At 49.3% G+C, this 26,782-nt stretch carries 23 protein-coding genes; 16 read left to right on the plus strand and 7 right to left on the minus strand.

Translation table 11 applies throughout. The features are described from left to right. Both IPP66_13240 and IPP66_13245 read right to left on the minus strand, forming a co-directional pair. Positions 1-360 (minus strand): response regulator, encoded by a 360-nt coding sequence (locus tag IPP66_13240; protein MBK9926243.1) that lies wholly within the window; start codon positions 358-360, stop codon positions 1-3. Between the two features lies 1 nt (position 361). Next, positions 362-2,524 (minus strand): PAS domain S-box protein, encoded by a 2,163-nt coding sequence (locus IPP66_13245; protein ID MBK9926244.1) that lies wholly within the window; start codon positions 2,522-2,524, stop codon positions 362-364. A 177-nt stretch (positions 2,525-2,701) separates the two neighbouring features. On the opposite strand from IPP66_13245, the gene IPP66_13250 reads away from it, so the two are divergent. After that, the gene (locus IPP66_13250) at positions 2,702-4,276 is read left to right on the plus strand and encodes a protein kinase (GenBank protein MBK9926245.1); all 1,575 of its coding nucleotides are present in this window, start codon (positions 2,702-2,704) and stop codon (positions 4,274-4,276) included. Between the two features lie 74 nt (positions 4,277-4,350). On the opposite strand, the gene IPP66_13255 is transcribed toward IPP66_13250, so the two are convergent. From IPP66_13255 to IPP66_13265, 3 genes are all read right to left on the minus strand, one after another. After that, positions 4,351-6,738: an FtsX-like permease family protein gene (locus tag IPP66_13255; GenBank protein MBK9926246.1), complete on the minus strand. Its 2,388-nt coding sequence runs from the start codon at positions 6,736-6,738 to the stop codon at positions 4,351-4,353. Next, a complete protein-coding gene (locus IPP66_13260) occupies positions 6,735-7,820 on the minus strand; it encodes an ATP-binding cassette domain-containing protein (GenBank protein ID MBK9926247.1) in 1,086 nt (361 codons plus the stop codon). Before IPP66_13260 ends, IPP66_13255 begins: the two co-directional genes overlap by 4 nt. Positions 7,821-7,951: 131 nt before the next feature. After that, complete coding sequence (locus IPP66_13265) at positions 7,952-8,989, minus strand: HlyD family efflux transporter periplasmic adaptor subunit (GenBank protein ID MBK9926248.1); 1,038 nt, start codon at positions 8,987-8,989, stop codon at positions 7,952-7,954. 230 nt (positions 8,990-9,219) lie between these two features. On the opposite strand from IPP66_13265, the gene IPP66_13270 reads away from it, so the two are divergent. The 8 genes from IPP66_13270 (at position 9,220) to ltaE (ending at position 15,320) form a co-directional block, all read left to right on the plus strand. After that, a complete protein-coding gene (locus IPP66_13270; GenBank protein ID MBK9926249.1) occupies positions 9,220-10,005 on the plus strand; it encodes a hypothetical protein in 786 nt (261 codons plus the stop codon). Positions 10,006-10,198: 193 nt separating this feature from the next. Then, positions 10,199-10,552: an RNA-binding protein gene (locus tag IPP66_13275; GenBank protein MBK9926250.1), complete on the plus strand. Its 354-nt coding sequence runs from the start codon at positions 10,199-10,201 to the stop codon at positions 10,550-10,552. A 79-nt stretch (positions 10,553-10,631) separates the two neighbouring features. Further along, positions 10,632-11,090 (plus strand): GNAT family N-acetyltransferase, encoded by a 459-nt coding sequence (locus tag IPP66_13280; protein ID MBK9926251.1) that lies wholly within the window; start codon positions 10,632-10,634, stop codon positions 11,088-11,090. Between the two features lie 10 nt (positions 11,091-11,100). After that, on the plus strand, positions 11,101-12,210 hold the full coding sequence (gene alr, locus IPP66_13285; GenBank protein MBK9926252.1) for an alanine racemase: 1,110 nt from the start codon (positions 11,101-11,103) through the stop codon (positions 12,208-12,210). Positions 12,211-12,244: 34 nt separating this feature from the next. Beyond that, entirely contained in the window at positions 12,245-12,796 is a 552-nt protein-coding gene (gene lspA / locus IPP66_13290; GenBank protein ID MBK9926253.1) for a signal peptidase II, read from the plus strand. After that, the gene (locus IPP66_13295) at positions 12,789-13,709 is read left to right on the plus strand and encodes an RluA family pseudouridine synthase (protein MBK9926254.1); all 921 of its coding nucleotides are present in this window, start codon (positions 12,789-12,791) and stop codon (positions 13,707-13,709) included. Before lspA ends, IPP66_13295 begins: the two co-directional genes overlap by 8 nt. Beyond that, positions 13,706-14,269: a histidine phosphatase family protein gene (locus IPP66_13300; GenBank protein MBK9926255.1), complete on the plus strand. Its 564-nt coding sequence runs from the start codon at positions 13,706-13,708 to the stop codon at positions 14,267-14,269. The genes IPP66_13295 and IPP66_13300 overlap by 4 nt, the downstream gene beginning before the upstream one ends. A 10-nt stretch (positions 14,270-14,279) precedes the next feature. Beyond that, a complete protein-coding gene (ltaE, locus tag IPP66_13305) occupies positions 14,280-15,320 on the plus strand; it encodes a low-specificity L-threonine aldolase (GenBank protein ID MBK9926256.1) in 1,041 nt (346 codons plus the stop codon). A 30-nt stretch (positions 15,321-15,350) separates the two neighbouring features. Here the strand turns inward: ltaE and IPP66_13310 are convergent, their stop codons facing one another. Together IPP66_13310 and IPP66_13315 are read right to left on the minus strand one after the other, a co-directional pair. Next, positions 15,351-16,889, minus strand: a complete 1,539-nt coding sequence (locus tag IPP66_13310; GenBank protein ID MBK9926257.1) for a GGDEF domain-containing protein — start codon at positions 16,887-16,889, stop codon at positions 15,351-15,353. Then, positions 16,886-19,450, minus strand: coding sequence for a GAF domain-containing protein (locus IPP66_13315; protein ID MBK9926258.1), 2,565 nt, complete (start codon positions 19,448-19,450; stop codon positions 16,886-16,888). Before IPP66_13315 ends, IPP66_13310 begins: the two co-directional genes overlap by 4 nt. A 128-nt stretch (positions 19,451-19,578) precedes the next feature. On the opposite strand from IPP66_13315, the gene IPP66_13320 reads away from it, so the two are divergent. From IPP66_13320 to IPP66_13350, 7 genes are read left to right on the plus strand one after another with little or no spacing between them, the layout of a single operon-like run. Further along, positions 19,579-20,433 carry a purine-nucleoside phosphorylase gene (locus tag IPP66_13320; protein MBK9926259.1) on the plus strand — a complete coding sequence of 285 codons (855 nt, stop codon included), beginning with the start codon at positions 19,579-19,581 and terminating at the stop codon, positions 20,431-20,433. Continuing rightward, a complete protein-coding gene (locus tag IPP66_13325) occupies positions 20,424-21,092 on the plus strand; it encodes a hypothetical protein (GenBank protein ID MBK9926260.1) in 669 nt (222 codons plus the stop codon). Before IPP66_13320 ends, IPP66_13325 begins: the two co-directional genes overlap by 10 nt. 11 nt (positions 21,093-21,103) lie before the next feature. Beyond that, complete coding sequence (locus IPP66_13330; GenBank protein MBK9926261.1) at positions 21,104-21,643, plus strand: GNAT family N-acetyltransferase; 540 nt, start codon at positions 21,104-21,106, stop codon at positions 21,641-21,643. Between the two features lie 18 nt (positions 21,644-21,661). Beyond that, the gene (locus IPP66_13335; protein MBK9926262.1) at positions 21,662-23,599 is read left to right on the plus strand and encodes a hypothetical protein; all 1,938 of its coding nucleotides are present in this window, start codon (positions 21,662-21,664) and stop codon (positions 23,597-23,599) included. Continuing rightward, a complete protein-coding gene (locus IPP66_13340; GenBank protein MBK9926263.1) occupies positions 23,596-24,576 on the plus strand; it encodes a S1 RNA-binding domain-containing protein in 981 nt (326 codons plus the stop codon). Before IPP66_13335 ends, IPP66_13340 begins: the two co-directional genes overlap by 4 nt. After that, the gene (locus IPP66_13345; protein ID MBK9926264.1) at positions 24,573-25,190 is read left to right on the plus strand and encodes a hypothetical protein; all 618 of its coding nucleotides are present in this window, start codon (positions 24,573-24,575) and stop codon (positions 25,188-25,190) included. The genes IPP66_13340 and IPP66_13345 overlap by 4 nt, the downstream gene beginning before the upstream one ends. After that, the gene (locus IPP66_13350) at positions 25,141-26,766 is read left to right on the plus strand and encodes a DNA translocase FtsK (protein MBK9926265.1); all 1,626 of its coding nucleotides are present in this window, start codon (positions 25,141-25,143) and stop codon (positions 26,764-26,766) included. The genes IPP66_13345 and IPP66_13350 overlap by 50 nt, the downstream gene beginning before the upstream one ends. The last annotated feature ends 16 nt before the right edge of the window (positions 26,767-26,782 follow it).

Consider the following 26,782-nt stretch of genomic DNA (forward strand, 5'->3'; position numbering starts at 1 on the left):
TTATCCCGCACTGATCCGTATGGCCAGATCCCGTAGCAATCCCGGGCTGACCGGTTTGAGCAGAACAATATCGGCGCTGTTTGTAAGAGTCTCTGCCTGGCGCTCATCGGCGGTGGCAAGGATGACGCGCGTATTTACAAGCCGTTCATCAGAGCGAATATATTTCAGAATATCGCGGCCAGAGGAGCCGGGCAGGTTGAGGTCAAGGACGACGATCTGCGGAACGATACTTTTCAAACGTTCCATTGCCGTATCGCCATCTGTGCAGGTCTCGATCTGGAAATCCTTTTCCAGTGTGATCGAGATGATCTCATTTAATTTTGGGTCGTCTTCAACGATGAATACAAACGATTTAGTCATGTTATTCCTTTTGCATGATGGGGAGTAGGATGGTAAATGACGAACCTTTGCCGTGTTCACTTTCGACGGCGATTCGGCCGTGCATTAACTCCACGAGTTGTTTTGTGATGGATAATCCCAGCCCTACGCCTCGATTATCGCGTGTGACTGCTGAATTCAACTGACGGAATGGTTCGAAGATGGTGGCTTGTTCTGATTGGGGAATTCCGATGCCGGTGTCGGTCACTTGTATTTCCCAGTGATTTTCATCGGGCCGTCGGACGTTCAAGCGCACGCTTCCCTCCTTCGTGAATTTGATCGAGTTGCCAATGAGGTTGATAATGATCTGACGGATACGGCGGTCATCGCCATAGATCAACTGCGGCAGAGCAGGGTCGATCTGAACCGAAAAGAGCAGTCCCTTTTTCTGTGCGAGAATGTCCATGCCTGAGACAGCACTTTGAATCAACTTGAAGGGTGAGAACATTTTCTCGAGCAATGTCGCGGTGCTTGAGCGAAGTTGTGCTTCGTCCAAAAGCTCATTGACCATGTTCGTTAGATATTCGCCGCTATCTACGATCTCTGAAATGGCTTTGTGTTGGCGTTCGCTTAGATCGCCGAACGTGTTGCCTTGAAGAAGCTCTGCGTATCCGAGAATGCCGCCGAGCGGTGTCCGTAGTTCGTGGCTGACTTTGGAAAGCAACTGGGTCTTTGCGCGGCTGGCTTCCAATGCCTGATCGCGCGCGATCTGCAGGGCATCTTGTGTCTTTTTAATGGCGGTGATGTCACGTGCAAGCGCTTGAAAACCGGTGATCTTGTCACCTTCATAGATCAGTTGTACGTTTTGCCCGAGCCAGATTTCACGACCATCGGGCCCGATACTGGGGAATTCATGATAGGTGATGGGGGTGCGTTTCACGAATTGAAGTTCATAGATCCGTTTTAATCTGTGGCGCACTTCAGGTGCCACCATATCGAGATAGTGTTTGCCGACCAGTTCGTCCTCATCTTTGAAGCCCATTGCATGTAATGCCGATGGATTGGCATAGGTGAAATAGCCATTCGCGTCTGCGCGATATATGATGTCGCTGGCATTTTCCACGATCTGGCGGAACCGTGCTTCACTTTCCTGTAACAGAAGCTCGGCTAGTTTGCGGTCGGTGATATCGCGCACGGTGATCACACGGCCTATGCGTAGTTTATTTTCATCGAACAATGTAGAAAGGTGCAATTCATACCAACGTAGATTTTCCCCTATATCGATTGATATTTCATCATCAGCTTCCTGAACATCGCGATATTTCTCGATCAGTTTAGGCCATTGCGATAACACATCCCCGAATTGTTTGCCTATGGGGCGCTTTTCTTCAGAGAGACCGATCATTGTTCGTGCGGCCTGATTGATATCCACGATGCGGCCATGGACATTTAAAATGACCATGCCGTCTTTCATGTTCTCGATGATGGTGTCGCGTGCGATCGGGGCAATATCCAATAAGCGGTGACGGAAAAGTGCATACGCCATGCCGACACCAGTCACTGTGAAGGCAAAAGGCGTCAAGTCGATCTGAATGGGTATGATCTGGAAAATAGTTATAAGGTTAGCGATTATGGGAGCAAGGGTGGCCAACAGGATCAGGATCATTTGTCCACGGTATTGGGCAGGCCAGCGTAACAAGGCGCGTATGATGAGCACCAAACCGATCATGATGAGAGTGTACGTGTACGGTGCATGCACCGACCAGAACCACGGACCATCCGTTGCTTTTATCGATAGAAAGCCCCCTTGAGTGACCAGTTCACGGCTTATGCGGAAGAGACCGTGGCTTTCGTTTGTAATTAGAATTACTATCGTGATGACTGGGATGGCGGAAAGCATAGCGAGTCTGCGCCAGTTGAGCCATGCTTTTCTCCCGGTATATTCGAATGCAAACACCAACCATGCAACAGGTGTGGCGACCACGCCTGCAAATCGTGCTCCCTCCCAAGGGATTTTTGTTTGCAGATCTGTACCCGCCAGTTCGAATATATAACTTACTCCCCACTCAAACAGGATAAACATCAACACTGATAACGGAGCCGCCCCGGCTGTTTTGCGATTTTGCCAAGTGTAAAGCGCAAGTACACCAGAGATCGCCGCAGTGATCGCAAGAGGCAACATATTGAGTGTGAATTGATAATGCATAGTTAAACCCTGTAAGCGGATGATGCATTTGATTATATCTCACAGGTATGCACTTTACTATTTATGAAGGACTCGTAATCTCGTAATGAATCAAGCTGGCGCAGGATTGTGTATAATACCTAAATTCAGTCTGTAATGTCCAAATAAGAATCCGCATGTCTCGTGAGAGGAGAGAGCATGGATCATCCAACTTGGATCGGGCGAACGCTGGGCGGTCGCTATAAAATTGATGATACCTTGGGGCAGGGAGGGATGTCTGCTGTCTATAAAGCAACCGACCCCAACTTGAAGCGCGTGGTGGCTATCAAACTTATCCATTCGCATCTCTCCACCGACCCCTCATTTGTATCCCGTTTCGAAAGCGAAGCCGCTGCCGTTGCAAGCCTCCGCCACCAGAACATTGTGCAGGTCTATGACTTCAATAATGATGGTGGCATTTATTACATGGTGCTTGAATTTATTCCCGGGGAAACACTACAAGACCGTTTGAAACGCCTTGCAGAAAACAATCGTCAGCTTTCTCTTGAAGATGCGCTCAAGTTCACGCTCAATATCTCGGACGCTGTTGGATATGCCCACCAACGTGGCATGGTGCATCGCGATATCAAGCCTGCAAACATCATGCTCGATGTGCAAGGACAAGCCATCCTCATGGATTTTGGTATCGTCAAGATATTGGGTGGTGAAGGTCACACATCCACTGGCGCAGTGGTTGGCACAGCGCGTTATATGTCACCAGAAATCATCCGTGGCGATGTCGCTGACCATCGTGCCGATATTTATTCTCTTGGCGTTACGCTCTACGAAATGTTGAGCGGGCGGCCTCCCTTCGTTGCTGACTCGGCCATGACCCTGATGATGATGCACCTCAACGATCCCGTGCCCGATGTGCGTGGCTTTCGCAGTGACATTTCACCTGCCATCGTCGCTATCCTTGAGAAGTGTCTTGCCAAAGACCGCAATGATCGCTATCAATCTGCCTCCGCTCTTTCAACTGATTTGAGACGTGCGATTGCTGACCTTGAAAAAAAATCGACGACTATCACCAAAATACCGACTTCCTCTCCCAAGCCTGTTTCTCCTCCCGCGCCTTCTCAATCTCTCCATGCAAACGCCTCGTCGGCCTACCCTCAACCTGCTTCTCCATCGCAGACATCATCTCAGCCTTTGCCTTTACCAACAAAGCCCAAGAGTTCCAACCGTGTGCTCTGGTTTGCTGGCGGAAGTGTCGCTTTTGTGTGTTGTCTGGTGATCGGGTTTTCAGTGTTTCGTGGTTTTTTGAGAACAGGTTTGAATACACCGACTCAAACAACTGAACCTGTTGCTACAGATACGCAACCTGCAGAACCAATTTTGCTTGCGACAGAAGGATCTACACCCACTATCTTGCCCCTCGAAACACCGACTGAAACAGCCATTCCTTTCACGCCAACCCCGTCAACTCCCTATGTGGTCATTACAAACATTCACTTGGATAACACCACCTATGTAGTGGATTACGAAGTCCACAATTTCCCCACATCGCCATCCCTGCATGTTCATATGTTCTTTGATACCGTGCCCCCCGAACAAGCAGGCATGCCCGGCTCCGGCCCGTGGAAGCTGACTTGGGGCAAGTACGGTGACCCTCCCTTTAAACAATATAGTATTGCAAATCGTCCACCGAATGCGGCTCAAATGTGCGCGTTGGTTGCCAATCCAAACCATTCCGTGCTTCTCAACACCGGTAACTGTTTTGATCTGCCTCAGTGATCCAAGTGAAATAGACCAAACAAAAAGTGCGAGCTTTTCAAAGCTCGCACTTTTTGTTGTATAGGAAAACTTGTTTATTCGTAAGCCAATGTGTCTCTTACCGTTAATCGTGAAGCTCTTCTGGCAGGGATTGCGCTTGAGATGGCCGCGAGGATAAGCATGAAGACCAACCAGGCAATGATTCCACTTACGCCATATACGGCAGGCATCGGGGATGTCATAATGGATACGCCTACGCCGTAACACAGCACATTCGTGATGGGGATGGATAGGAAGATGCTCATGATCCAACTGATCAACCCGATCACCATGCCTTCCACAATGACGATGCCCTGGATGTCTCCGTTCGAAGCGCCTACGGCACGCATCACACCGATCTCGCGCGTGCGTTCCAACACGTTGATGCTCATGGTGCCCATCAGCCCCAGCCCGCCGACCACGGCGATCAAACTTGCCATCACCAGCATGAAGTAGACGAGTACATCGGTCTGTGACTTTTGGCTCTGGATGAAGTCTTCGCCCAGTTGTGTCGAACCGACCTGAATGCCGTGTGATTTATACAGCGCCAATAACTGATCGTTGACGGCTTTCTGCGCGATTGCATTATGTTGCTCGGTCAACACCCGCAGGGAATAGACCTGGCCGGGTGCTCCCACAAGTCGACTCAAATATTCGTAATTGACATATAGCAGTGGCGGACTGACATTACCTGTGATCGAGTAAAAGCCAACGATGTGCCACTTTGTTTCCTTGCCATCTATCTTGATCGTGAGCCAGTCACCAATTTGCAAGTCTGGGAAGATCGCAAGCAGATGATTGCCGATCACAATGGCGTTCTCGTCGCCCGTTGTCAGCCAACGACCAGCTGTGATAATGGGATCAATCAAGGTCGAAGTCGAAGGAGGCGCAACGAGCAAAATTTGCGTGCCTTCTTTTTCTTCATCCGAGATCAACGTGCCGGAGTACTCCGTCCAGCCTTCCACGCTAGAAACGCCGGGTATGCTTTCAGCGAGATCAGCTACTTTATCGAAGCGGTAATAGCGCCCGAAAGACAAGTTGATATCTGCCATGAAGTAGCCCTGAATATCACGCATCACCTGATCGAACGAAGCCCATAAGTTGTAAACACCAATAAAAATGGCTCCGGCCAAAACCAGTGTGGATAAGGTCAATGCCAGGCGTGCCTTGCGCCGTACTGCATTTCGTAAGGAAAGACGGATGGGGCGTGGGATCCAGACTGCCGCCTTGCTCACAGGTTTGACGTTCGGATTGTTGTTGCTACCGATGCCATAGTCACTGACTGCCTCACGAACGGTGATTCTCACGCTGTTCCATACGGGCACGATGGCCGCAAGTAAAGGTACAACCAATGCCACAATGAATTGCTGAACGATCGTGGACGGATAGCTCTTATATGGAATGGTATAAAAATTCAACCATGTTGCCATTGCGCCACCATTGGCTTTTGCCGCCAGGTTTGCAAGAGGGATGGCAATAATTAATGCCGCTATGCCGAAGCTTAAGATCAGCACAAGGTACATGGCGAAAACTTGTGAGTTGCCACCGCCGACGGCTTTCATGATGCCGATCTGGCGTGTTTGTTGAGTCATCAAAGCTGTGATCGTGTTGACGATCAGTACGCCGCTCAGGAGCACGGTCATATACCCAAGAACACCAAGAATGAAGAACACGCCCTTTGAAATATTCCACGCGAAATGATGGCCTGGTTGATAGACCGATACAAAGTAGACGGTTGAGCCTGCGCGTTCAAGACGATCAGCAACTGCCTGCGCGATCTTGGTCACATGTTCTTGGTCGGTTGGCTTTTCTGCCACACTGATTTGCAATACGTCAAAGCTGGAAGACCCACCCAGCCATTCCAAAGTGTCAGGGGTTACAAATGCATTGATAGTCTCGGTAAATGTATACGGGAAACCTGTAACATCATGTATGTACCCTGCGAAGACGAGGTCGCGTTGCTTGCCGTCACTCAATTCCACATGGATGATATCGCCGGGTTTGTATCCCATACTCGCCGCCGATGCATCTATAAGCACTTGTTTATTACCAAGTGGTGGGATGCTCGTCTCGCCTTTTGCAGGCTTGATCTGGTTAACTGTCAACGCGGCAGGGTCATCGAGAGCAGTGAATTGAATCGAGATGTTTTTCTCATTCTCACGGATAACATTCGCACTGGTTGAACTGCGTCCTTCCACAGCGTCCACGCCGGGGACTTCGCGTGCAATGCGCACAGAGTCGTCGGTCAACGGGCCGGCGTAGATCTGAGCTTCTGATGGGTGTGCAGAAAGATAGTCGGTATCCATGCTCTCGGTCATGTACAAGCCAGTGTTGCTGTTGAGCCCCACTGCAAAAACACCGACCGCGATCATCATGATGGTCAGGAACGTGCGACTTTTATTCTCCCAAAAGTCCGCCCAGATTTTCTTCCAACGGCTGGTCATAAGATCCCCTCTCGTCGTTTGACGTTTTCATCTTCGCGCCGGTCTGCGAACTGATGCAACGTTTCGCGCGTGACGTCGGATTGCTTCAGCAATTCTTCAAGCTTGTCGTAGCTGATAGCCAGCACTTCCACAGGTCCCGCCTCCGAGGCGCGGATCGAGGCACGATGTTTCTTCTCGTGGAAGAATTCCATTTCGCCGAAATATTTTCCAGGTCCGAGTTGAAGCGCGATCACGTCCGATTGATCTTTGCGCGGAAGAATAACCTCTACCGTCCCCTTGGTCACAATGTAGAATGCATCTGCATGTGTGCCTTCAGCAAGGATCATGGATCCCGCTTCGTATTGTTGAGCCTTTGCTGTGCGTGTTGCTTCCAGTAATTGTTCTCGCGAAAGCGTGGACATGGCTTTTGCCACATATTCATTGACGATCTCGCCATCGGCGATCAAGGCGGTACGTTCGGTGCGTTTGGCAAGACCGCTATCGTGTGTAACCACAATGATGGTCTTTCCTTGTGAAACAAGATTTTTGAACAATTCAAAAACACTATCTGCGGTTTTTGAATCAAGGTTACCTGTTGGTTCGTCTGCGATAATCACGGGCGGATCGTTTGCCAGCGCGCGCGCAATTGCCACGCGTTGTTGTTGTCCGCCGGAGAGGGCGGTGGGGAGTTTGTAAGCATGGTCTCCCAGTTCCACCATCTCAAGCAGAGACAAGGCGCGTTTTTCACGTTCGCGCATGGGGTAGGTGCGGCAGAAATCCATCGGCAACATGATGTTCTCGATGACCGAGATGGTTGGCAGAAGTTGGAAGAATTGAAAGACGATGCCCAGATTCTTCCCGCGCCAACGTGCCATACGGTTCTCGTTCAATTCATGGACTGCGGTGCCGTTCACATAGACTTCTCCCGTTGTGGGGTGGTCGATGCCGGTGATCATATTGAGCAATGTGGATTTGCCACTGCCCGATTTGCCGATCACGCTGACGAACTCGCCCGCATTGATCTGGAGATCTACACTTTTGAGTGCATGATAATCACCGATGGCGGTCTTGTAATATTTATGAACGTCACGCAGGTCGATCATGGGATGATTGCCGTTGCTGTTGCCGTTTCCGTTCGTGGGTTTTGAAAAAATGGACATCTGACCTCGCTTAAAACATCCCGAAGGTTGGGTTGACTAAACCCTATAAAGAACCTTCGGGACGATGTATAAAATTAATTTTCGAACTTGACAGCGGCAGTCATACCCCAACGCATGGCAGGGTTTGTGTCTGTCAACAAGACTGTGACCTTGTAGACAATGTCGCCTTGATTCTGTGAATAGTTCTGGCCGATGGAAAGGATCTTGCCCTTCATCGCCACATCAGGAAGGGCATCGAGAGTTACGCTGACGCTCTGGCCTTCCTTCAGTTTGACCACGTCGATCTCGGTTACGTCAGTAGTGATGGCAAGCCAGTTCGTTGTATCTGCGATCACAACAGCGATCTGTCCGGCGCTGATCGTGCTTCCCAGTTTGGCATTGATTTCAGCGACTACACCATCAAATGGGGCGTTGACTGTGAAAGCGGCCAATGAAGCTTTTGCGGCGTTCAAGCGTGCGTCCAAAACGGGCAGTTGCTCAGCATTCGGTCCATCTTTCAAGTTGTCATACGTGCGTTGCGCATTGTCCAAGACGGCCTTTTTCAGGGCCAGATCGTTCGTTGCGTTGATGATCCACTCTTCGGATGCAGGGCCTTTGAAATTCTCTGTCTCGGGCTTGTATTCGTACCCTCTTGAAGTTTCTACAAGACGAACAGTGTAGTTCGTTTGAGGAACTCTATTCGATGTCTTCAAGAAGTTTAGGTAATTTTCGGCTTTCTTGTATTTATCCTGTGCCTCGCGCAGGTCAATGACAGCTTGGGCAAAATCGGCGCCTCGTGAGTTGACGAGATCATCCATGGCTTTTTGGGCGTTGGCCAGCTCAAGTTTTGCGGCCGCGTAGTTGTTATCGGTCTCGTTGCCCAAACGGATGAGGGGTTCCCCTGCTTTGACAGCCTGACCTTCCTTGACCATCACTTCGCCAACGGTGCCGCTGGTGTTGAAGGCGATCTCGGCATATTGGATGGGTTCCACTCGTCCCTCGGCGATGACGGTGTCATCGGCTATTACGGTTGGAATCGCTTCTGGCGTACCGGTCTCTGCGCTTTTCGAAGTCGAGCATGCGGTAAAGAGCAAACTTGAAACCACAAGCAAGATAAGGATTTTGTTTTTCATATTAAGCCTCCATGCAAAATAATCTACTGAGTATGATAGGGTTTTCAGGAAAAAGTTTCACTGCCCAAGGGGGGAGTCTTCACCTATCCACTTGGACAGTTCGCCATTCTCTTCTATATTACGACGGTTTTCGGTTTTAGTTGCAAACATTGAAAAACTTTAATGCAGATTGTCTTGACGTATGGAAAAGACTGATTAAAATAGAACATGTGTTCTAAAAAGGAGGACGCATGTCTGCTAATAACCGACAATTCTCTCTTGTGCTTGAATCGTCCCTCAAACTAAAAGCGGATTCCCCAACGCTTCTCGATCACCCGATACCTGCTCTAGCAACTTTGAACAGTGTCCTCGCTGGTATCGGTCCACTACCGCGTGAGGCTTTATTCCTCGGCGTGGCATCAGATGGCTTGCCTGTTCTATTGAATCTGCACGACCCGATCCCTGGCCCGTTGTTGGTTGTGGGTGAAGCGGGCGCTGGTAAAACGGGACTCTTGCAATCCATTGTCAACTCGTTGATCAAAACACACAGAGCAGAAGATCTGCAATACGGCGTTATCACAGACTACGCCGATGAGTGGTTGTCTGTTGAACACACGCGCCATCGTATGGGTATTTTTTCTGCCAATCAAGAAAGTGCGCAAGACTATATGCGTTCTCTTGTTTCTTGGGCACGTGAAAATAAAAGATCAGATCGATCCATTTTGTTGTTGATCGATGACCTTGAAGCGATCGCAAAGCTGGACTTTGACGCTTTGCAGAATTTTCGCTGGCTCCTCGCGCGTGGACCTGCGCGGCGTGTGTGGCCTGTCATTACCATGAATGCAGATCGCTATGGTCAGGTACTTTCATGGATACCGATCTTCCGTACGCGTGTGTTTGGACGTATTACTAACGAACGTGTGGCGGCTGCGCTTGGTGGCGATAAGAAATCAGCGTTGGATCAGTTGGAAGCGAAGATCCAGTTTTCCCTGCGCGAGAACGGGAATTGGGTCCGCTTTTGGCTCCCAAGTGTCTAGTCTTGTAATCCCAGTTGTGCTAGAATCAAATTTGTAAGTGCATGAAGTTTGGCGGTCTCGGCAATCAGAAGGGGAATCTTGTTTCACTTCCTGGCGCCTGGGTGTCTGTGATCCCGTAAGTCATGCATCGTTGATCCGTCCCGCCGTTGGTAGTTGCTTCACTGCCCGGCATACACTCAGGAGAGAGAATTAAATGGAAGCGAAACTATATGTAGGAAATCTGCCGTACAGCACGGTGGATGCAGACTTGGAAAACCTGTTTTCCCAAGCTGGCAACGTCAAGTCTGCGCAAGTGATCAAGGATCGCGTTAGTGGACGCTCAAAAGGCTTTGGCTTTGTTGAGATGTCCTCACCCGATGAAGCCCAAAGCGCCATTAACAAGTTTAATGGTCAGGACTTCAATGGACGCGCCCTCACTGTGAATCTTGCCCGTCCGCGCGAGGATCGTCCTGGCGGCGGAGGAGGCGGTTTTCGCGGTGGCGGCGATCGTGGTGGTGGCCGCAGGCAAGGTGGCGGCGGCGATCGGGAACGCAGACGCGATTACTAGGTCGTCATAATTCTTTGCAGTTTTTGAGCCAAATGGGCGGCGCCATCCATTTGGCTCAAATTATTTATGGATGTTTGACATGCTCGATAGCTTTATCGTACGCGAATACGCACCGCAGGATTTTGATGCAGTGACCATTCTGTGGCGAGTCTCTCGCGAGAAATCTTTACCTGATTTTCAGCGTGAAAAAGGATACTTCTTTTATGAGGACCAGTGGTATTTTAGTGAAATGGTCTTGAAGAAGGACAAGGTTTGGGTGGTGGAACAGAATGGACGCGTGGTCGCGTTCATGGCAATGGAAAACGATTTTATTGATCAGTTATATATTCATCCCGATCATTGGCGACAGGGAATTGGGACTGTTCTGTTGAATTTCGCACGGGAGAAATCTCCGGAACATTTGTGGCTTTATACTTTACAGGTCAACGTCAATGCGCGCGCCTTTTATGAGAAGAACGGATTTATTGCAGAGAAGTTTGGTGTCAGCCCGCCGCCGGAGAATGCGCCGGATGTGGAATATCATTGGAGAAAATTGTAATTAACAGCCTATGTCAAATCAAATTCGCCCGGTATATCTTGAAGTGAATCTTTCTCAACTGAGAAAAAATATTGAAGCCATTCGAGCACATGTTGGCTCGGCCAGGGTCATGCCGATGATCAAGGCCAATGCATATGGACACGGCGTGGACGGTGTTGCACCGTTCATCGAACCGTACGTGGATTATCTTGGTGTAGCGATTCTTGAAGAAGGAATCCATTTGCGTGAATTGGGAATCACCAAACCAATTCTTGTTGCTGGTGGCGCGTTGCCGGAGCAAGTTCCATATTTTGCGGAATATGACCTGACATTAACCGGCTCATCTGTTGAATTGTTGGATGCGGCCAATGAAGTTTCTCAGACAACTGGTAAACGCATCAAGACTCATCTGAAAATTGATACCGGTATGGAGAGGGTGGGCGTCCATGAGTACGAAGCGGAAACGTTGATCTGTAAGTCGTTAGCGTGTAGCCACTTGGATGTGGAAGGGATTTATACACACTTTGCAAACTCAGAAGTGAGCGATGCAAATTATTCGAAGTTACAACTCGAACGATTTGAAGAAGCTCTTGATGTATATCGGAAGTTGAGCATCCCTGTCCCTCCGATCAGGCATGTTTGCAATTCAGGCGGAATCTTGAATTTGCCGCAAGCACATTTTGACATGGTGCGCCCGGGGATTCTGTTTTATGGTATTTATCCCGGCAAGGAGACGCCTCGTATTGATGGCGTAAAACCTGCTGTGACATGGCGTGCGAAGGTCTCGTATTCGAAGAGAACAAGGCCTGGGCGGGCTGTTAGCTATGGGTCGCTGTGGCAGGCTGAAGTCGAGACAAGAATCGTCACTGTCCCATGCGGATATGCGGATGGGTATTTTCGTCGCATGACGAATCACGCGCAGGTGCTCATCCATCAAAAAAAGTATCCGCAAGTGGGGCGCATTTGCATGGATCAATTTATGGTGAACGTTGGCGATGATGATGTCAGAGTGGGAGATGATGTGGTCCTATTAGGTGATGAAATTTTTGCGGAAGATCTTGCTGAGTGGACGGGCACGAACGAGTACGAGGTTCTTACAAATATCAGCGCGCGTGTGCCACGTGTGTACGTGAATGAGTGATGGTAGAATGATGCGATTTCGTTTGAGGTGAAAATTGAAAAATATAGTTCAAAAATATTGGCAGATTGTTTTGATCGCTATTGTCATCGTCGGGTTGGATCAGTGGACGAAGACTTTTGTGCGCACAACCATTCCGTTGGGCGAGCGCTGGTTGCCTGCAGGTTGGGAATGGCTACAACCTTATGCACGTATTGTGCATTGGTACAACACAGGTGCGGCGTTCGGAATGTTTAAAGATGGAAGCATGGTATTTACGGTGCTGGCCTTTATCGTGATCGGGTTGATCCTTTTTTATTATCCACAGGTCGAAAGCGCGGACTGGTCATTGCGTATTGCAATGAGCATGCAGTTAGGTGGCGCCGCTGGTAATTTGATCGACCGTCTGACGATTGGGCATGTGACGGATTGGATCTCTGTTGGAAACTTTGCCGTGTTTAACGTTGCCGACGCAAGCATCAGCATGGGTGCGGCCATTTTATTCCTCGGTGTGTGGATGATGGAACGAAAAGAGAAAAAGAAAAAGGAACAGGAAATGGCTGAACAAAATCAATCTGGACCGGCGCAAAGTGAAGTAACCAGTGAGTGATCGCGTACTGAATTTTAGTTTTGATAATGAAACTCCTGAGCGGCTCGATAAGTTCTTGACCGGGCTGTTACAGGAGTTTTCTCGCTCTCGGATACAAGGCCTAATTCTGGATGGCTTTGTGGACGTGAACGGTCAGGCCGCAAAAAAAGCTGGTCAGGCCCTCGAGGCCGGTTCCACTGTGACGGTTCGGATTCCGCCACCTTTGCCGACAAATATCCTCGCCGAGGATATTCCACTGAATATTGTGTTCGAGAACGAAGACCTGATCGTGGTCAATAAACCGGCTGGTATGGTTGTCCACCCGGCGGCTGGTCACGCCTCTGGGACATTGGTCAATGCTGTATTGGGGTACGATCCAGATTTGGAAGGGATCGGTGGCGAAGAACGCCCTGGTGTTGTACATCGCCTAGATAAAGAGACTTCAGGTTTGATCGTGCTTGCGAAGAACGAGCGCGCACACCGCTGGTTGCAGGATCAGTTCCGTTTGCGGAAGGTGAATAAGACCTATCTGGCGCTGGTAGATGGTAAACCGCCTACACCGTCTGGCCGTGTGGAAGCCTATATCGGACGTGACCCAAAACATCGAAAATATATGGCGATCGTTTCAGAGAGCAAAGGACGTGAATCGGTCTCTGAATATAAAACTGTGGAAGAGTTTCATAAACATACTTTGCTTGAGTTCCATCCGCACACCGGGCGGACTCACCAGATCAGGCTTCACTGTGCATTCTTGAAATGTCCGATTGTAGGGGACGAGATCTATGGGAGGAAGACTTCCACGATCAATATTGGACGTCACTTCCTGCATGCGTATCGCCTAAGTATTGTTTTGCCGAATGAGAAAGCACCCAGAGAGTTCGAAGCGCCATTGCCAGAAGAACTGGAAAGCGTATTGACTTTCTTGCGTTCATGAAATATTTGATCCTTGTCAAACATTCCAACCCTGATGTCATTAAACTTGCCCCTGCCCGTGAGTGGGGCCTTTCAGAGAATGGACGGATACGTGCTCAAAAGCTCGCAGAAAAGTTAAAGCTATACGAGCCTGAAGTGATTGTTTCGAGTATTGAACCGAAAGCGCGGCAGACGGCTGAGATCATTAGCGAAAATCTGGGGTTGAATTTTGTTGCGCTAAATGGATTGCACGAACATGATCGAAGTCAATCTCCTTTTTATGAAGATGATGAATTTCAAAGACTTGTTCGTGATTTCTTTAATAACCCTGATATGCTCATTTTCGGAAACGAGACTGCAGATCAGGCGTTGATAAGGTTTCGTGACTCTATTGATTCGGTGATGAGATCTTATACCGAGCAAACTGTGATCGTTGTAGCTCACGGGACGGTTATATCCCTGTTTGTTTCATGGCTGACCGGAGAAGACGGCTACCTTCTTTGGAACAAACTGGGTTTACCTTCCTTTCTCATACTCGATATGAAATCCAAAACTTGTTTGAAAATAGAAAATATACCTTGAGGAGTGTTCCATGGAATACATTGACCTTCGTTCTGATACTGTCACCAAACCCACGCCTGAGATGCGCGAAGCAATGGCAGAGGCCGAGGTGGGGGATGATGTCTATCGTGACGATCCAACTGTCAATAAGTTGGAGACGATAGCGGCTGAAAAATTAGGAAAAGAGGCGGGCATCTTTGTCCCTTCTGGGACGATGGGGAATCTACTTGCGTTACTTGTCCACTGCCAAAGGGGAGATGAAGTTATTCTGGGAAATCAGTCTCACATCTATTTGAATGAAGCGGGTGGAATGTCTGCTTTGGGAGGGATTCATCCCAATCCGATACCGAATCAAAAAGATGGGACGCTTGCCGTCGAAGATATCATCGCCTCCATTCGCGACTCAGAAGATGTGCATCAGCCCATTACGAAATTGATCTGCCTTGAGAACACACAAAACATTTGTGGTGGTATCCCGTTAACCGTGGAGTACACGAAGCAAATTGGCGACCTTGCTCGTAAATATCACCTAGCTTTTCACATTGATGGCGCGCGCATTTTCAATGCGGCGGTTGCTCAAAACGTGGATGTGAAAGACTTGGTTGCGCCTGCGGATTCAGTGATGTTTTGTTTGAGTAAAGGGTTGGCATCTCCCATTGGGTCGATGTTGGTGGGGACAGAAAAATTCGTTGCGCGTGCGCGTCATTTGCGGAAGATGTTGGGTGGCGGGATGCGACAAGTGGGTGTCATTGCCGCGGCTGGATTGATCTCCCTTGAAAAGATGACTCTTCGTTTGGGAGATGACCATAAACACGCCAAACAACTTGCCGATGGGTTATGTACAATTCCCGGCATCGTAGTCGATGAAGATTCCCCAAAGACGAATATGATCTATTTCAATCTGGCTAAAGGTGTGAAAGTCACATCACAACAGATCGGTGAGCGGATGAAGGAAGCTGGTATTTTAGTTGATGCCTATCACCCTTCCCGCTTCCGCCTTGTAACACATTATTGGGTGGACGATGATGCCGTGGAAAAAAGCATTTCGGCGTTCAAGAAGATTATGCAATAAACAAAATGGACAGGTACGGACCTGTCCATTTTAGTTCTTCCAGAAATCATCTCCCGGTTCGATCTGATTCCGTCCGCGCTCTTTTGCCACATACAAACGCCTGTCGGCAGCATCTACCAAGTGGTAGATCTCATTGGCTTCGATTGGGTATACGGCAATTCCTTGACTGATTGTGGGGATTGGGACGGTTTTGTGTTCGAGATCTTCCACGCGTAAATTCCCCAGTGTTTGACTGATCCGTTTTGCAATTTGGAGCGCCTGTGCTCCGTCTGCGCCAGGCAGGGAAATGGCAAATTCTTCACCACCCCAACGTCCGACGGCATCATTTTGTTTGATGTTATGTTTGATTGCTGTGCAAAGTGCCTCAAGAATGCGATCGCCGACTAAATGTCCGTAGGTATCGTTGAATTGCTTGAAGTAATCAATATCCAGCATGATTAAACTGAGAAGTGTGTTTGATTCGTCCGCTTCTTTGGCGCGTTCGGCTAGTTGTTTGAGGAAGTATTCATGATTGTAAACGCCGGTCAAGCTATCAAGCCTGGCCTGTTGCTCTACCAGTGCATGTTTTATGGTGTTATCGAGAGCAAGGGTCACATGTTGCCCAAGGTTGGAGAGTAATTCAAGGTCAGCGCGATCGAATGCGTTGGGCGTGTAGGATGATAATGCGAGAACCCCTGTCACATTTTCTGCCTTGAGCGGTACCCCAATCCATGAGAGGCTGGTTTTTTCACTGCCCATCACAAAGTGCTTAACGCCCTCAAGGTCTACATCATCTTGCAGGTCTGGCAGATAAAGCTCTTTTTCGTTCTTGATTACCCAGCCAGAAAGGGTGCCATCAAGTGGGATACGTGTTCCATTGAAATATTCTTTGTCGTCGAAAAAAAGCTCAAGTTCGATTTCGTCGCCTTTGCGAATGCCAATGAAATAGGTGTCAGCAATGAGCGTTTCATGAATCGTAGAATCCAGAAGCGAGATCGTCTGCTTTGTATCGAGTGTCTGCATGATCTCGCGGCTGACCTTGTTGATCGTTTCGAGGCGGTGGATGTGTTCGTTGGCTGTTTCCTGGAGCCGAATGATAACTTCCATAACTACCACTGAAACAACAAGAGGTGTGAAATATTCCAAAGCCATCCCGACAGTCGTCATGGCTGCAAAATGCTTAGGCAGGCTGACCACAATGATCGCCAGCATGGTTAAGTATGCGTAGACCCTTCCGGACATGGTGGCGACTGCGAGTACACCAAAGGTAATGACAATGTGAGACGCTTCGCTGATGCCATCAGGAAGAATCAGGGAAAGGATGCCAAGACCGATACCAGAGAAGACGGCATTTATAACGCTATAAATACGGCGCAGAATCACATACCGAATGACAATTGTATTTGTTACCAATAAATACAGAATTCCGACAATGCCGCAAACGACAAGAAGCCAGTTTGTGGTTGTACTTCCATCTGTGCTGGCATAGATTATCCCTGCCAGCACAAGGATGGATGCCAGAATAAGGGGCATGACAAAAGTTTTTATTTCGTGTGGCGAAAATGGCGTAACTGGCTTTCGGCTTTTCATACCTTACTGCCGCCTTCCACATACTCAGCATAAGGCAATTGTGCAAGCGCCTCGACAATTTCCCTGTCAAACAGACGCCCCGCTTCTTCTTTTAAATATTGAACTGCTTCATCAGCTGATGCTCTTTTTCTGTAAATGCGACTACTGGTAAGCGCATCGAAGACATCCACTACTGAAAAGATACGAGCATGAATAGGGATATCTTCTCCCTTAATGCCAAGCGGATATCCACTTCCATCCCAACGCTCATGATGATAACGAACCACGTACATGCATTCTTGCAGAAATGGAATCCGTTCGACAATGCGCGCGCCGATATCTGGATGCAGACGCATAATCTTCCATTCATCGTCGGTTAGCTTGCCGGGCTTATGCAGGATGGCGTCACTAATCCCTATTTTGCCGATGTCGTGAAGAAGCGCGCCTCTTTCCAACGCTTTGAGTTGCTCGCTGGTCAACCCGATCTTTTCTCCCAAAAGACATGCCAACTTGCTAACACGCATGCTATGACCCTCTGTCTCGCGGTCACGGGCATCAAGCGCTGACATTAATGCCTTGAGGGTTTGATCGTACGTAGCCTCAAGTTCTTCATATGCGGCTTCGATCTCTCGCGCCTGTCTGCGGGATTCGGCAAGCAGGTTCACGCGCTCCAATGAAACAGCCGCCTGATTTGCCATCAACTGGACATTGGCAAAATTCTGTCCACGGCTTTCAGGAATAGACATCCACAGTGCGCCGACAGGTCTGGAACGCGTAAGAAGTGGGTAACACACCAACAAGCCTTTTTCGTGCGACACAAACATGCTTTGCCCGGTTTGTATCGCTTGATGGATCGTTTCCATAGGATGTTGACGCCGTGTATGGAAGCCGTTGGTATCCAATTCCACTTCAGCTTGGATTACTCCCTCGGCGCTCATTAGAACAATCCCCGTTTCAAGTGCGCTGGTAGTTTTCAGGGCGGCACGTGCAATCGTTTCAGCCGCCTTGCTGATCTCTTCTGTCATGATGACATCTTCGCTCAACTGACGAAGCATGGACGTGATATTCAATGTGCTTCTTAATTCTTGATACAGCCATGAACTCTCCACCGAAGCTGCCGCTTGTGAACTAAGCAAGTCCGCCAGCGACTCGTCACTCTCGGAGAAGAAAACACCGTCTTGTTTTCCGAAGGCGAGGATCGTCCCAATACTTAAACGATGTAAGCGAATGGGAATCGCGAGTATGCTACGAAGGTTGGAATTATCAATATCAAGGTTGCTGTCGCTTGTATATTTTCGCAAGTCGCGCACACGGAAAGGTTTTGTTGCATTTAATGCGGCTTGTAACAGATGCTCTTCAGATGGATTTGCATTGAGCGCTTTGAGTAAGCGAGGGGCTTCCCCAGCATGGGCTGTACGTGAGAAATCTCCCTGTTGATCGAGCAATGTGACAAATACAAATCGTGCGTCAAATGTTTTGCGTGTGAGGGTGGCTATTTCTTGTACGGCGGCTTGTGGATCTAGCAAGGTAGTGAGGGAAATGCCAGATTGGATAAGTTCTGTTAATCTCTGATTGTAGTTGGCACGTTCCCATGCACGGGAGAGTTCGAAAGCGGCACCCTCTACGCTGGCAATGTCCATGTTGTTGAAGGCATGCGTTCTATCTGAGCGCACTTCCAATGTGCCTCTGAGTTGTCCATGTGAGAGCATGGGGACAATGATCATTGAGCGCGTGTTCTCGTTGCTGTTCGGAGAGAAGTCGGTCTCATGGAATGTGTCGTTGACGATGACCGTCTTTTTTTGCCGTGCAACACGTCCTTGTAAGCCTTTGCTTGCCGCCTGACGATACCCTGGCGGTATGATATTGGTCATGGTTCCGCTGGAAGCAAGCGCGACAAATTCTTTTGTGTCTGGCTCATACAACATCAAGGAAACCACCGTGCATCTTACTGCGCGTTCCAATGTGTTGACGGCGAGCTGTGCCGCGACAGGTGGATCCAATTCATCGTTGAGTTGATGACCAAGTTCGATGAGATAGGTGAGTTGTGTTGTACGTTGTTTTTCGGAATTTAGTTTTTGGGTTGCGATCGATGCTTGTTCTTTGAGTGCATCAATATTTTGAGAAAGGTCTGGCAGGCGTACGGTTGTCTCTTTTTCTTTTTGAAGATCATCAGAAGGCGATATCAGTGTTGGGGATGTTGTGTTTGCGATGATGCCGTAAACGGTCAGAGCGGTGATCAGGCTGGTTAAGATGAAGCCGCCCAAATGTGCGGTTGAATCGGATGCGTCTGAAATAAGAAAAATGCCAAAGACAATGATCGCTTGATTGAGGATGAAATGCGCGTTGCCGCGCCATCCTGTTCGTAAAGACCGTATGATCGATACCACCCAGATCGTGGCAATCGCAAACAAACTTACGCCTGCAGCGATGCTTCCCCAATGTGGTAAAGGAAGATAGGATGTCAGAGTTATGGGCAGGATCAACAGACCTTGTGCCAGGATCGAGAGAACACCCGCAAGGATGATCTGTGCCTTATGGGACCGTGAAGGTTGTATAGCTGACATATGTGTGCGATTTAACATATTGTATCCTGCAAGACAAAGCGACTTTTGTTTTGTTACTTACAACGTTGCAAGTTGTTATCTGTTATAATTTTTTTAACTGCATGAGGGGCAGTGACCCTTATCTTAACCTAAAAAGAAGAATTCACATGAACACATATGTTACTCTGGAACAAATTGACCAGGCGGCGGATGCGGTACGTTCGAAGACGTCCTATAAGCCACGTGTTGGATTAATTCTCGGCTCGGGACTTAACGGTTTGGCTGATTCTGTTCAAAAAGCCGATTTCGTCCCGTATAGCGATCTGCCCAACTGGCCGATTTCGACAGTGTTTGGGCATGCAGGACGGCTCGTGATCGGTGAGTTGGAATCACAGCCGGTCCTCGTTATGCAGGGACGCACACATTTTTATGAAGGTTATAGCATGTCGCAGGTCACTTTGCCGGTGCGTGTGATGTTGCGACTTGGATTAGAGATGTTGATCGTTACGAATGCGGCGGGTGGTATCAACCCTGATTTCGTGCCGGGGGATGTGATGTTGATTACCGACAACCTGAATTTGATCGGTATGGCGGGAGCGAATCCGCTTATGGGGCCGAACATCGATGAGCTTGGTCCGCGTTTCCCGGATATGAGTCGTTCTTATGATCCCGAATTGATGGCGATTGCGCGGAAGGTCGCAGTAGAGAATACGATTTCATTACGAGAGGGAGTCTACTGCGGTTTGAGTGGGCCCTCTTTTGAAACCCCTGCAGATTTGCGCTTTTTGCGAATGGCAGGAGCCGATGCCGTGGGAATGTCTACGGTGCCTGAGGTGATCGTGGCTCGCCATGGTGGTATGCGCGTGTTGGGTTTTTCTGGTATCAGTAACAAGGCCAACCTTGATGGTTCAACTGTCACGACTCATGAAGAAGTTATTGAGGCAGGCAGAGTGATTACTCCCAAGATCGAAACTATTCTTCGCGGCGTATTGCGCGTTATAGTGTTCCCGTTATGGGCTTGATCTATCGTTCCCTTGCTACCTACGGCCCTCTGATCTATATCGCTTTGACGATCATGGGGTTATATGCCTTCCGTTGGATGTGGCACACCTGGCGTGAGTGGCACAACGCTGTGTATTCCCTTGAACGTGAATTTGCATTGAATCGATTGAGACGGGCAACCGCTTTTGGTTTGCTTGTCCTGTTCCTGTTCTTTGGTGAATTTTATATCGCTACGTTCATTGCGCCATCCTTGCCTGCTGTTGATATATTGGTGACGCCTACGCTCGACCTGCTTGCCACTCCTGTCGGGACAGCACCTGCAAATGGAGTGGTTTCACTTGCAACGTCAGCTCCACAAAGCGGCATGAAGGGATGTGTGAAAGATAAGCTCATGTTGACCTCGCCCAAACCTGCTGAGGAAATAAGCGGTACCATTACATTGGCCGGTACGGTTGATGTGGCCTATTTTGGCTTTTACAAATACGAGTACGCACCGGTTGGGTCCACTAACTGGGTGACCATTGCGGCTGGTGATAAGATCGTCAAAGGTGATGAATTAGGCGAATGGGATACCACCACGATTACAAATGGAGATTACTTTTTGCAGTTGGTTATTATTGATAATGTTGGTAAAACCCTTGAGCCTTGCGTGATCTCTGTGCGTGTGGCGAACAAATAACGGGAGAATGAATGTCTTCTTTTGAGATACGACCTGTGAACTCAAGTGACCTGCAACGCTTGGTGACATTGGATCACACCTGCTCAAGTGATTATGTTTGGCAGTTGGAGTTACGAAGCGAAGCGAAACAGGTGGCCGCCAATTTTCATGAGGTGCGTTTGCCGCGCGCGGTGACTGTGTCATATCCGCGCAATCCGTTGCTATTGGTGGATGAATGGAAAAAACGGGATGTTATGTTGGTAGCTGTAAAAGGCGATGTCCCTGTTGGTTATGCTTGTGCGATGGAAGAACACGCTTCGACGGTGGTGCGGGTGATTGATCTGGTTGTTGCGTCGGAAGCAAGGCGTCAGGGCGCCGCATCCGCTTTGTTGGACGGGATCCAGGCTTGGGCGTTGGAAAGAAGCGTGCGTCGCATTGTGATCGAGATGCAGTCCAAGAACCATCCTTGTATCAGGTTGGCGCAAAAGTTCGGTTATGAATTCTGCGGGTATAATGACCAATATTACCCAACCCAGGATGTAGCACTGTTCTTCGGGAGAGCATTAAAATAAGTTTTTGGGAAGGATCGAATGTTTAACGGTTGGCTTGAAAGTTTATTGGCGGGGCTTCAAGTTCTAAATAATATCTTGACGGCTGGCATAGCGATCACCGCTTTTTCCTTGTTCCTATATGCCTTGTCGTTCAACTTGCGTGACCGCGTTGCTCGTTCATTTGCGATCATTCTGCTTTGTGTTGTTGTTGTCTTTACCACTGAAGCCCTTCAAAATAAGACTGTGCCAGATTGGGGAATTGAGATGCTCTTGCGGGCGCAGTGGATCGGCATTATCTTTTTACCCCCAGCTTATTTGCATTTATCAGATGCACTACTTGTGACGGCAGGTCGTCCATCTCGTGGACGCAGGCGTCTTGCAGTGCGTCTTGTGTATGTGGCTTCTCTTCTGTTTGTGTTTCTTTTGATCTCGGGCTTGCTGGTTGGTGGGTTGGTGACAAATGGTAAGCCAGCCCCGCATTTACAGCGCACGATATGGACGGAAGTCTTTACGCTTTACTACATCGGCATCATTACGTGGGCAGGCTATAACTTCATCCGCGCCTATCGCCGCATGTTGACTCGCTCCGGCCGACGGAGAATGTTGTACCTGATGGCGGGTGCCACGGCCCCGGCGCTCGGTTCGTATCCGTACCTGTTGTTTGGTTCTACCTTTGCGGCCAGTTTCCCGCTGTTTTTTTGGTCTGTCCTTCTTGTTATCAATATCCTTGTTGCAGTTTTAGTTGTAGCAATGGCATATGCAGTAGCCTTCTTCGGTGTTTCATGGCCGGACCGGATTGTAAAGAGTCGCCTGTTCAAATGGCTCCTGCGTGGCCCGGTGACGGCCTCGCTTGCGTTGGCTTTGATGACCGTTGTCCGCCGTGCGGGGGAATTGTTTGAGGGCAATCCGTATTCGGGTTTTGTCCCATTGGTGATGGTGGTGACGGTATTGTTGTTCGAACATGCCATTACATTGCTTTCCCCATTGTGGGAACGTGTTTTGTTCTTTGGTCGCGACCGTGAGGAGATACAACTCCTTCAAAATATCGAAGAACGCTTGCTTACACAAGGTGATTTGCAACAGTTCCTTGAAAGCGTCCTCGCCGCTGTGCGTGACCACCTTCAATCGCCGTGTGCGTTTGTCGCCGCATTGGATGGAGATGAATTGTCCCTGAATGTGATCGCAGGCAACCGCGCATTGCTCGTGCAGGAAAACCTGAATGATGCTTTGCAGGTCATGCATCACAATGGCAACGGAAACGGTAAACGGCATGAATTCATTTGGGGTGATTTTTGGATTTTGCCACTGCACCAGCGCAAATTCAACGGTGATCGCGATGAAGCGCCGCCTCTGTTGGGATTGCTGGGTATTGCTAGACGGTCAGAACAGGTATTGGACAAGGATCAACGAGACTCGCTCTGGCTCTTGGCAGACCGCGTTTCACTGGCGCTGGAAGATCGTCAGTTACAACAGCGTGTATTCCGTTCGTTGGAAGATCTCCAGCCTCAAATGGACATGTTGCAACGTATCCGCGCGGCTGGACGATACGATACGACCAACAACTTGTTGACCGAACCTATCTTTGAAGAATCGGATATGGCAGATTGGGTGAAAGATGCGCTTACACATTATTGGGGTGGCCCCAAGCTGACGAATAGTCCATTGTTGCGTTTGCAGACGGTTAAAACATTCATGGACGATTATGAAGGTAATGCTTCAAACGCCTTACGCGCGTTACTCCGTCACGCAGTGGACCAGGTAAAACCTGACGGGGACCGTAAGTTTACAAGTGAGTGGATACTGTATAACATTCTCGAAATGAAATTCATTGAGGGGCGTAAAGTTCGTGAAGTGGCAGGCCGCCTTGCCATGTCTGAGGCGGATCTTTATCGGAAGCAACGAGTGGCTGTTGAAGCAGTTGCGCACGCCATTATTGAGATGGAACAAATTGAAAAGGTAAATGGGAGGGCAGGATGAACGTTCAAAAGGATGACAAAAAGAGATACAAAAACGAAATGCCTGTAGTAGATGAGGGGTGGTGGGAATCGGTTTTAGCCGAAGAGCAAAGGTATACCGCTCCGAGCCCAAAGGCAGTGGCGGTGCATGTTACCAACTCGCAGGAGACTGGTGGGAAGGCTCCTGAGGAAAAAACGGTTCAGGTGGATTGGGATTCGATTCGATCATTTTACAAAAATGACCGAATCATCGAAATGAAGGTGACGGGTCATAACCGTGGCGGTCTGCTCGTGGAGGGCGATGGGCTGACCGGTTTTGTGCCGTTATCTCATTTGATCGAATTGGCTGGCAAGGAAGATACTGAAGACCGCGATGCTTCTCTGGAAACCTATGCGGGTAGAACCTTGAAGGTCAAGATCATCGAGTGTGTGCCGGAAGATGAGCGGATCATATTTTCTGAGCGCGCCGCTCTTTCAGAACCCGGTAAACGTGTAGAGCTCTTTCATACGCTTGCGCCCGGCATGAATGTAAAAGGGCTGGTCACCAACATCACCGATTTCGGCGTATTCCTTGACCTTGGTGGTGTGGAAGGTTTGATCCACATTTCCGAATTGTCGTGGGGACGTGTTTCGCATCCCAATCAGCTGGTCAAACTCGGGCAGGAATTGGACGTGCAAGTGCTGGAGCTTTCGGCAGAACGTTGTCGTGTGGCATTGAGCCGCAAGCGTTTGCTCCCTAACCCGTGGGAACATGCGCTCGACGAATTCCCGGAAGGCAAGGTTGTTTCGGCCACGGTCACGAATGTGCTTTCTTATGGTGCGTTTGCCAGCCTTGATATTGGCGTGGAAGGTTTGATCCATGCTACCGAAATGCCGCTGGAAGCCGGGCAATCTCCACGCGATATTTTGTCTGTGGGGCAAAGAGTGGATCTACGCGTCTTACATGTCGAAGCAAGCCATCAACGTTTGGGTTTTAGCATGGCTTTAGGCGGCGAATGACAAAACACACAAAGCCCGTCCGCACGTACGAATCAGAAAGCCGCAATGAGTGGCTTGACCGTCTCGCGAGTTTTAACCACCACTTTGGGCGGTTCGTGCGTGATGCGCTTGGCGTTTCATTGATCGCGTTTGCGGTCATGACGTTTCTTGCACTTGGTAAATATACACAGGGCGCATGGCTCGTTCCCTGGGTTGTCTTTCTTTCTCTATGGTTTGGTTGGGGTTCGTATTTTGTTGTAGCAATATTGGGATATGCTGGATTTTCCCTTCTTCGCCGTGTGGAGACGCGCCTACACTGGGGCCGTCTCTTCGCGTTAGAGATCGCTTCATTTCTGACCTTGGGCCTGTTTGCTGCACTAGGAGGCAATTCCGTCCTTGATGCAGAGGCCGGTAAATATGGTGGTCGTATCGGTTGGGGCATCACGCAACTTTTCTGGCGATTAGACAAAATTCCCGGCACGTTGTTGATGTTCGTTTTATGGCTTCTTGCTGTAATGAGCGGTTTCAATCTTTGGGCGTTCATTGAAAAGTGGCTGATGAAGGTTGCAGGGGAGACTCCGCCAGGTGGAAACAGTGATCCAGCCCGAGGTCCAGCAAGAGGCGATTGTTGTTGAGGAGAAAAAAGAAGCTCCTCGCTCAGAGAAAAAGAAGTCAACGCCTCTTCCTCCTGAGTTTAGAAAATCCTTCAAAGCATCTGAACAAAAAGATAAAAAGGCAGAACCACGCAATCGCGATGAACGTTTGCCTTCACTCAATATCCTGCTTGCAGACCAAGCCTCGCGCCCAGATGAACGCACGATCAATCAGACGGCGGGCATGGTCGAAAAAACATTGGCTGAGTTTGGCATTCCTGCAACCGTGATCGGGTTCCGTGTGGGGCCAACGGTTACGCAGTTTGCTGTGCAACCTGGTTTTATGAAGAAGGCTGGTGCCAGCGAAGAGGATGAAAGGCAGATGAAGGTGCGCGTGGCGCAGATCGCTTCATTGCAAAAGGATCTCGCGCTTGCTCTATCGGCTGAACGCTTGCGTATTGAAGCGCCGGTACCGGGAAAACCATACGTGGGCATTGAAGTGCCCAACTCGTATCAATCCAATGTTCGTTTGCGCCCGTTGTTGGAAACTGAAGTCTTCCATAAGATCGGTGCGCCGCTTGCACTTGCCTTGGGGCGTGATGTTTCGGGTCAGCCTTTGGTCGCGGATTTGTCGCGCATGCCACACTTGTTGATCGCAGGCGCGACAGGTTCTGGTAAGTCCATTTGTATTACTTCGCTTGCGGTATGTCTTGCCATGAACAATGCGCCGGAAGACCTGCGTATGGTGATGATCGACTCGAAGATGGTGGAGTTATTGCGTTTCAATGGCTTGCCGCATTTGTATGGCAAAGTCGAAACGAACGTGGATCGAATTTTAGGCGTATTACGTTGGGTTGTAGTGGAGATGGAGCATCGTTATCGCTTGCTCGAATCTGCGCATGCACGTGACCTTGAGACGTATAACCGCAAACTTGCGCGTAAAAAAGACAGCATGCCCCTTCCGCGTATTGTTGTGTTGATCGATGAGCTCGCAGACTTGATGATGTCTGCACCTGACCAGACCGAACATAACCTCGTGCGTCTTGCGCAGATGGCGCGTGCTACTGGTATCCATTTGATCGTTGCCACGCAACGCCCATCTACGGATGTGGTGACGGGTTTGATCAAGGCGAACTTCCCGGCGCGTTTGGCGTTCTCAGTGGCTTCGGGTGTGGATAGCCGCGTTATTCTCGATACGACTGGCGCAGAAAGTTTGTTGGGCCGTGGCGATATGCTCTTCCTCAACCCTGAAGTGGGAAGCCCCGTCCGTGCACAGGGTATCTACGTCACTGATATGGAGATCGAACGCGTCATTGCTCACTGGCAGAAGAATGCAGAAGCCAATGACCCGACTGCCCCATGGGAAAAATTATTGACCGAACCAGAAGACAACGAAGATGAAGGTTTGATCGAACAAGCAGTTTCCATTGTGAGGTCAAGTCAACGTGCCTCAGCGTCTTTGATACAGAGACGGTTGCGTATCGGTTATCCGCGAGCGGCGCGTTTATTGGATCAATTGGAAGAAATGGGCGTTGTTGGTCCGTCACTGGGCGGTGGCAAAGAACGCGATGTATTGCTGGGTCCGCTGGATGAAGAATCGCCCAGCGATGATGTATGACAAAACCTTTAATAAA

The organism is Candidatus Defluviilinea proxima, assembly GCA_016721115.1.
GTDB classification, from domain to species: domain Bacteria; phylum Chloroflexota; class Anaerolineae; order Anaerolineales; family Villigracilaceae; genus Defluviilinea; species Defluviilinea proxima.

Excerpts from the sequence above, each read along its gene's own strand:
- IPP66_13240 (MBK9926243.1), bottom strand. The coding sequence starts at position 360 with ATGACTAAATCGTTTGTATTCATCGTTGAAGACGACCCAAAATTAAAT.
- IPP66_13245 (MBK9926244.1), bottom strand. The coding sequence starts at position 2,524 with ATGCATTATCAATTCACACTCAATATGTTGCCTCTTGCGATCACTGCG.
- IPP66_13250 (MBK9926245.1), top strand. The coding sequence starts at position 2,702 with ATGGATCATCCAACTTGGATCGGGCGAACGCTGGGCGGTCGCTATAAA.
- IPP66_13255 (MBK9926246.1), bottom strand. The coding sequence starts at position 6,738 with ATGACCAGCCGTTGGAAGAAAATCTGGGCGGACTTTTGGGAGAATAAA.
- IPP66_13260 (MBK9926247.1), bottom strand. The coding sequence starts at position 7,820 with ATGATCGACCTGCGTGACGTTCATAAATATTACAAGACCGCCATCGGT.
- IPP66_13265 (MBK9926248.1), bottom strand. The coding sequence starts at position 8,989 with ATGAAAAACAAAATCCTTATCTTGCTTGTGGTTTCAAGTTTGCTCTTT.
- IPP66_13270 (MBK9926249.1), top strand. The coding sequence starts at position 9,220 with ATGTCTGCTAATAACCGACAATTCTCTCTTGTGCTTGAATCGTCCCTC.
- IPP66_13275 (MBK9926250.1), top strand. The coding sequence starts at position 10,199 with ATGGAAGCGAAACTATATGTAGGAAATCTGCCGTACAGCACGGTGGAT.
- IPP66_13280 (MBK9926251.1), top strand. The coding sequence starts at position 10,632 with ATGCTCGATAGCTTTATCGTACGCGAATACGCACCGCAGGATTTTGAT.
- alr (MBK9926252.1), top strand. The coding sequence starts at position 11,101 with ATGTCAAATCAAATTCGCCCGGTATATCTTGAAGTGAATCTTTCTCAA.
- IPP66_13300 (MBK9926255.1), top strand. The coding sequence starts at position 13,706 with ATGAAATATTTGATCCTTGTCAAACATTCCAACCCTGATGTCATTAAA.
- ltaE (MBK9926256.1), top strand. The coding sequence starts at position 14,280 with ATGGAATACATTGACCTTCGTTCTGATACTGTCACCAAACCCACGCCT.
- IPP66_13310 (MBK9926257.1), bottom strand. The coding sequence starts at position 16,889 with ATGAAAAGCCGAAAGCCAGTTACGCCATTTTCGCCACACGAAATAAAA.
- IPP66_13315 (MBK9926258.1), bottom strand. The coding sequence starts at position 19,450 with ATGTTAAATCGCACACATATGTCAGCTATACAACCTTCACGGTCCCAT.
- IPP66_13320 (MBK9926259.1), top strand. The coding sequence starts at position 19,579 with ATGAACACATATGTTACTCTGGAACAAATTGACCAGGCGGCGGATGCG.
- IPP66_13325 (MBK9926260.1), top strand. The coding sequence starts at position 20,424 with ATGGGCTTGATCTATCGTTCCCTTGCTACCTACGGCCCTCTGATCTAT.
- IPP66_13330 (MBK9926261.1), top strand. The coding sequence starts at position 21,104 with ATGTCTTCTTTTGAGATACGACCTGTGAACTCAAGTGACCTGCAACGC.
- IPP66_13335 (MBK9926262.1), top strand. The coding sequence starts at position 21,662 with ATGTTTAACGGTTGGCTTGAAAGTTTATTGGCGGGGCTTCAAGTTCTA.
- IPP66_13340 (MBK9926263.1), top strand. The coding sequence starts at position 23,596 with ATGAACGTTCAAAAGGATGACAAAAAGAGATACAAAAACGAAATGCCT.
- IPP66_13345 (MBK9926264.1), top strand. The coding sequence starts at position 24,573 with ATGACAAAACACACAAAGCCCGTCCGCACGTACGAATCAGAAAGCCGC.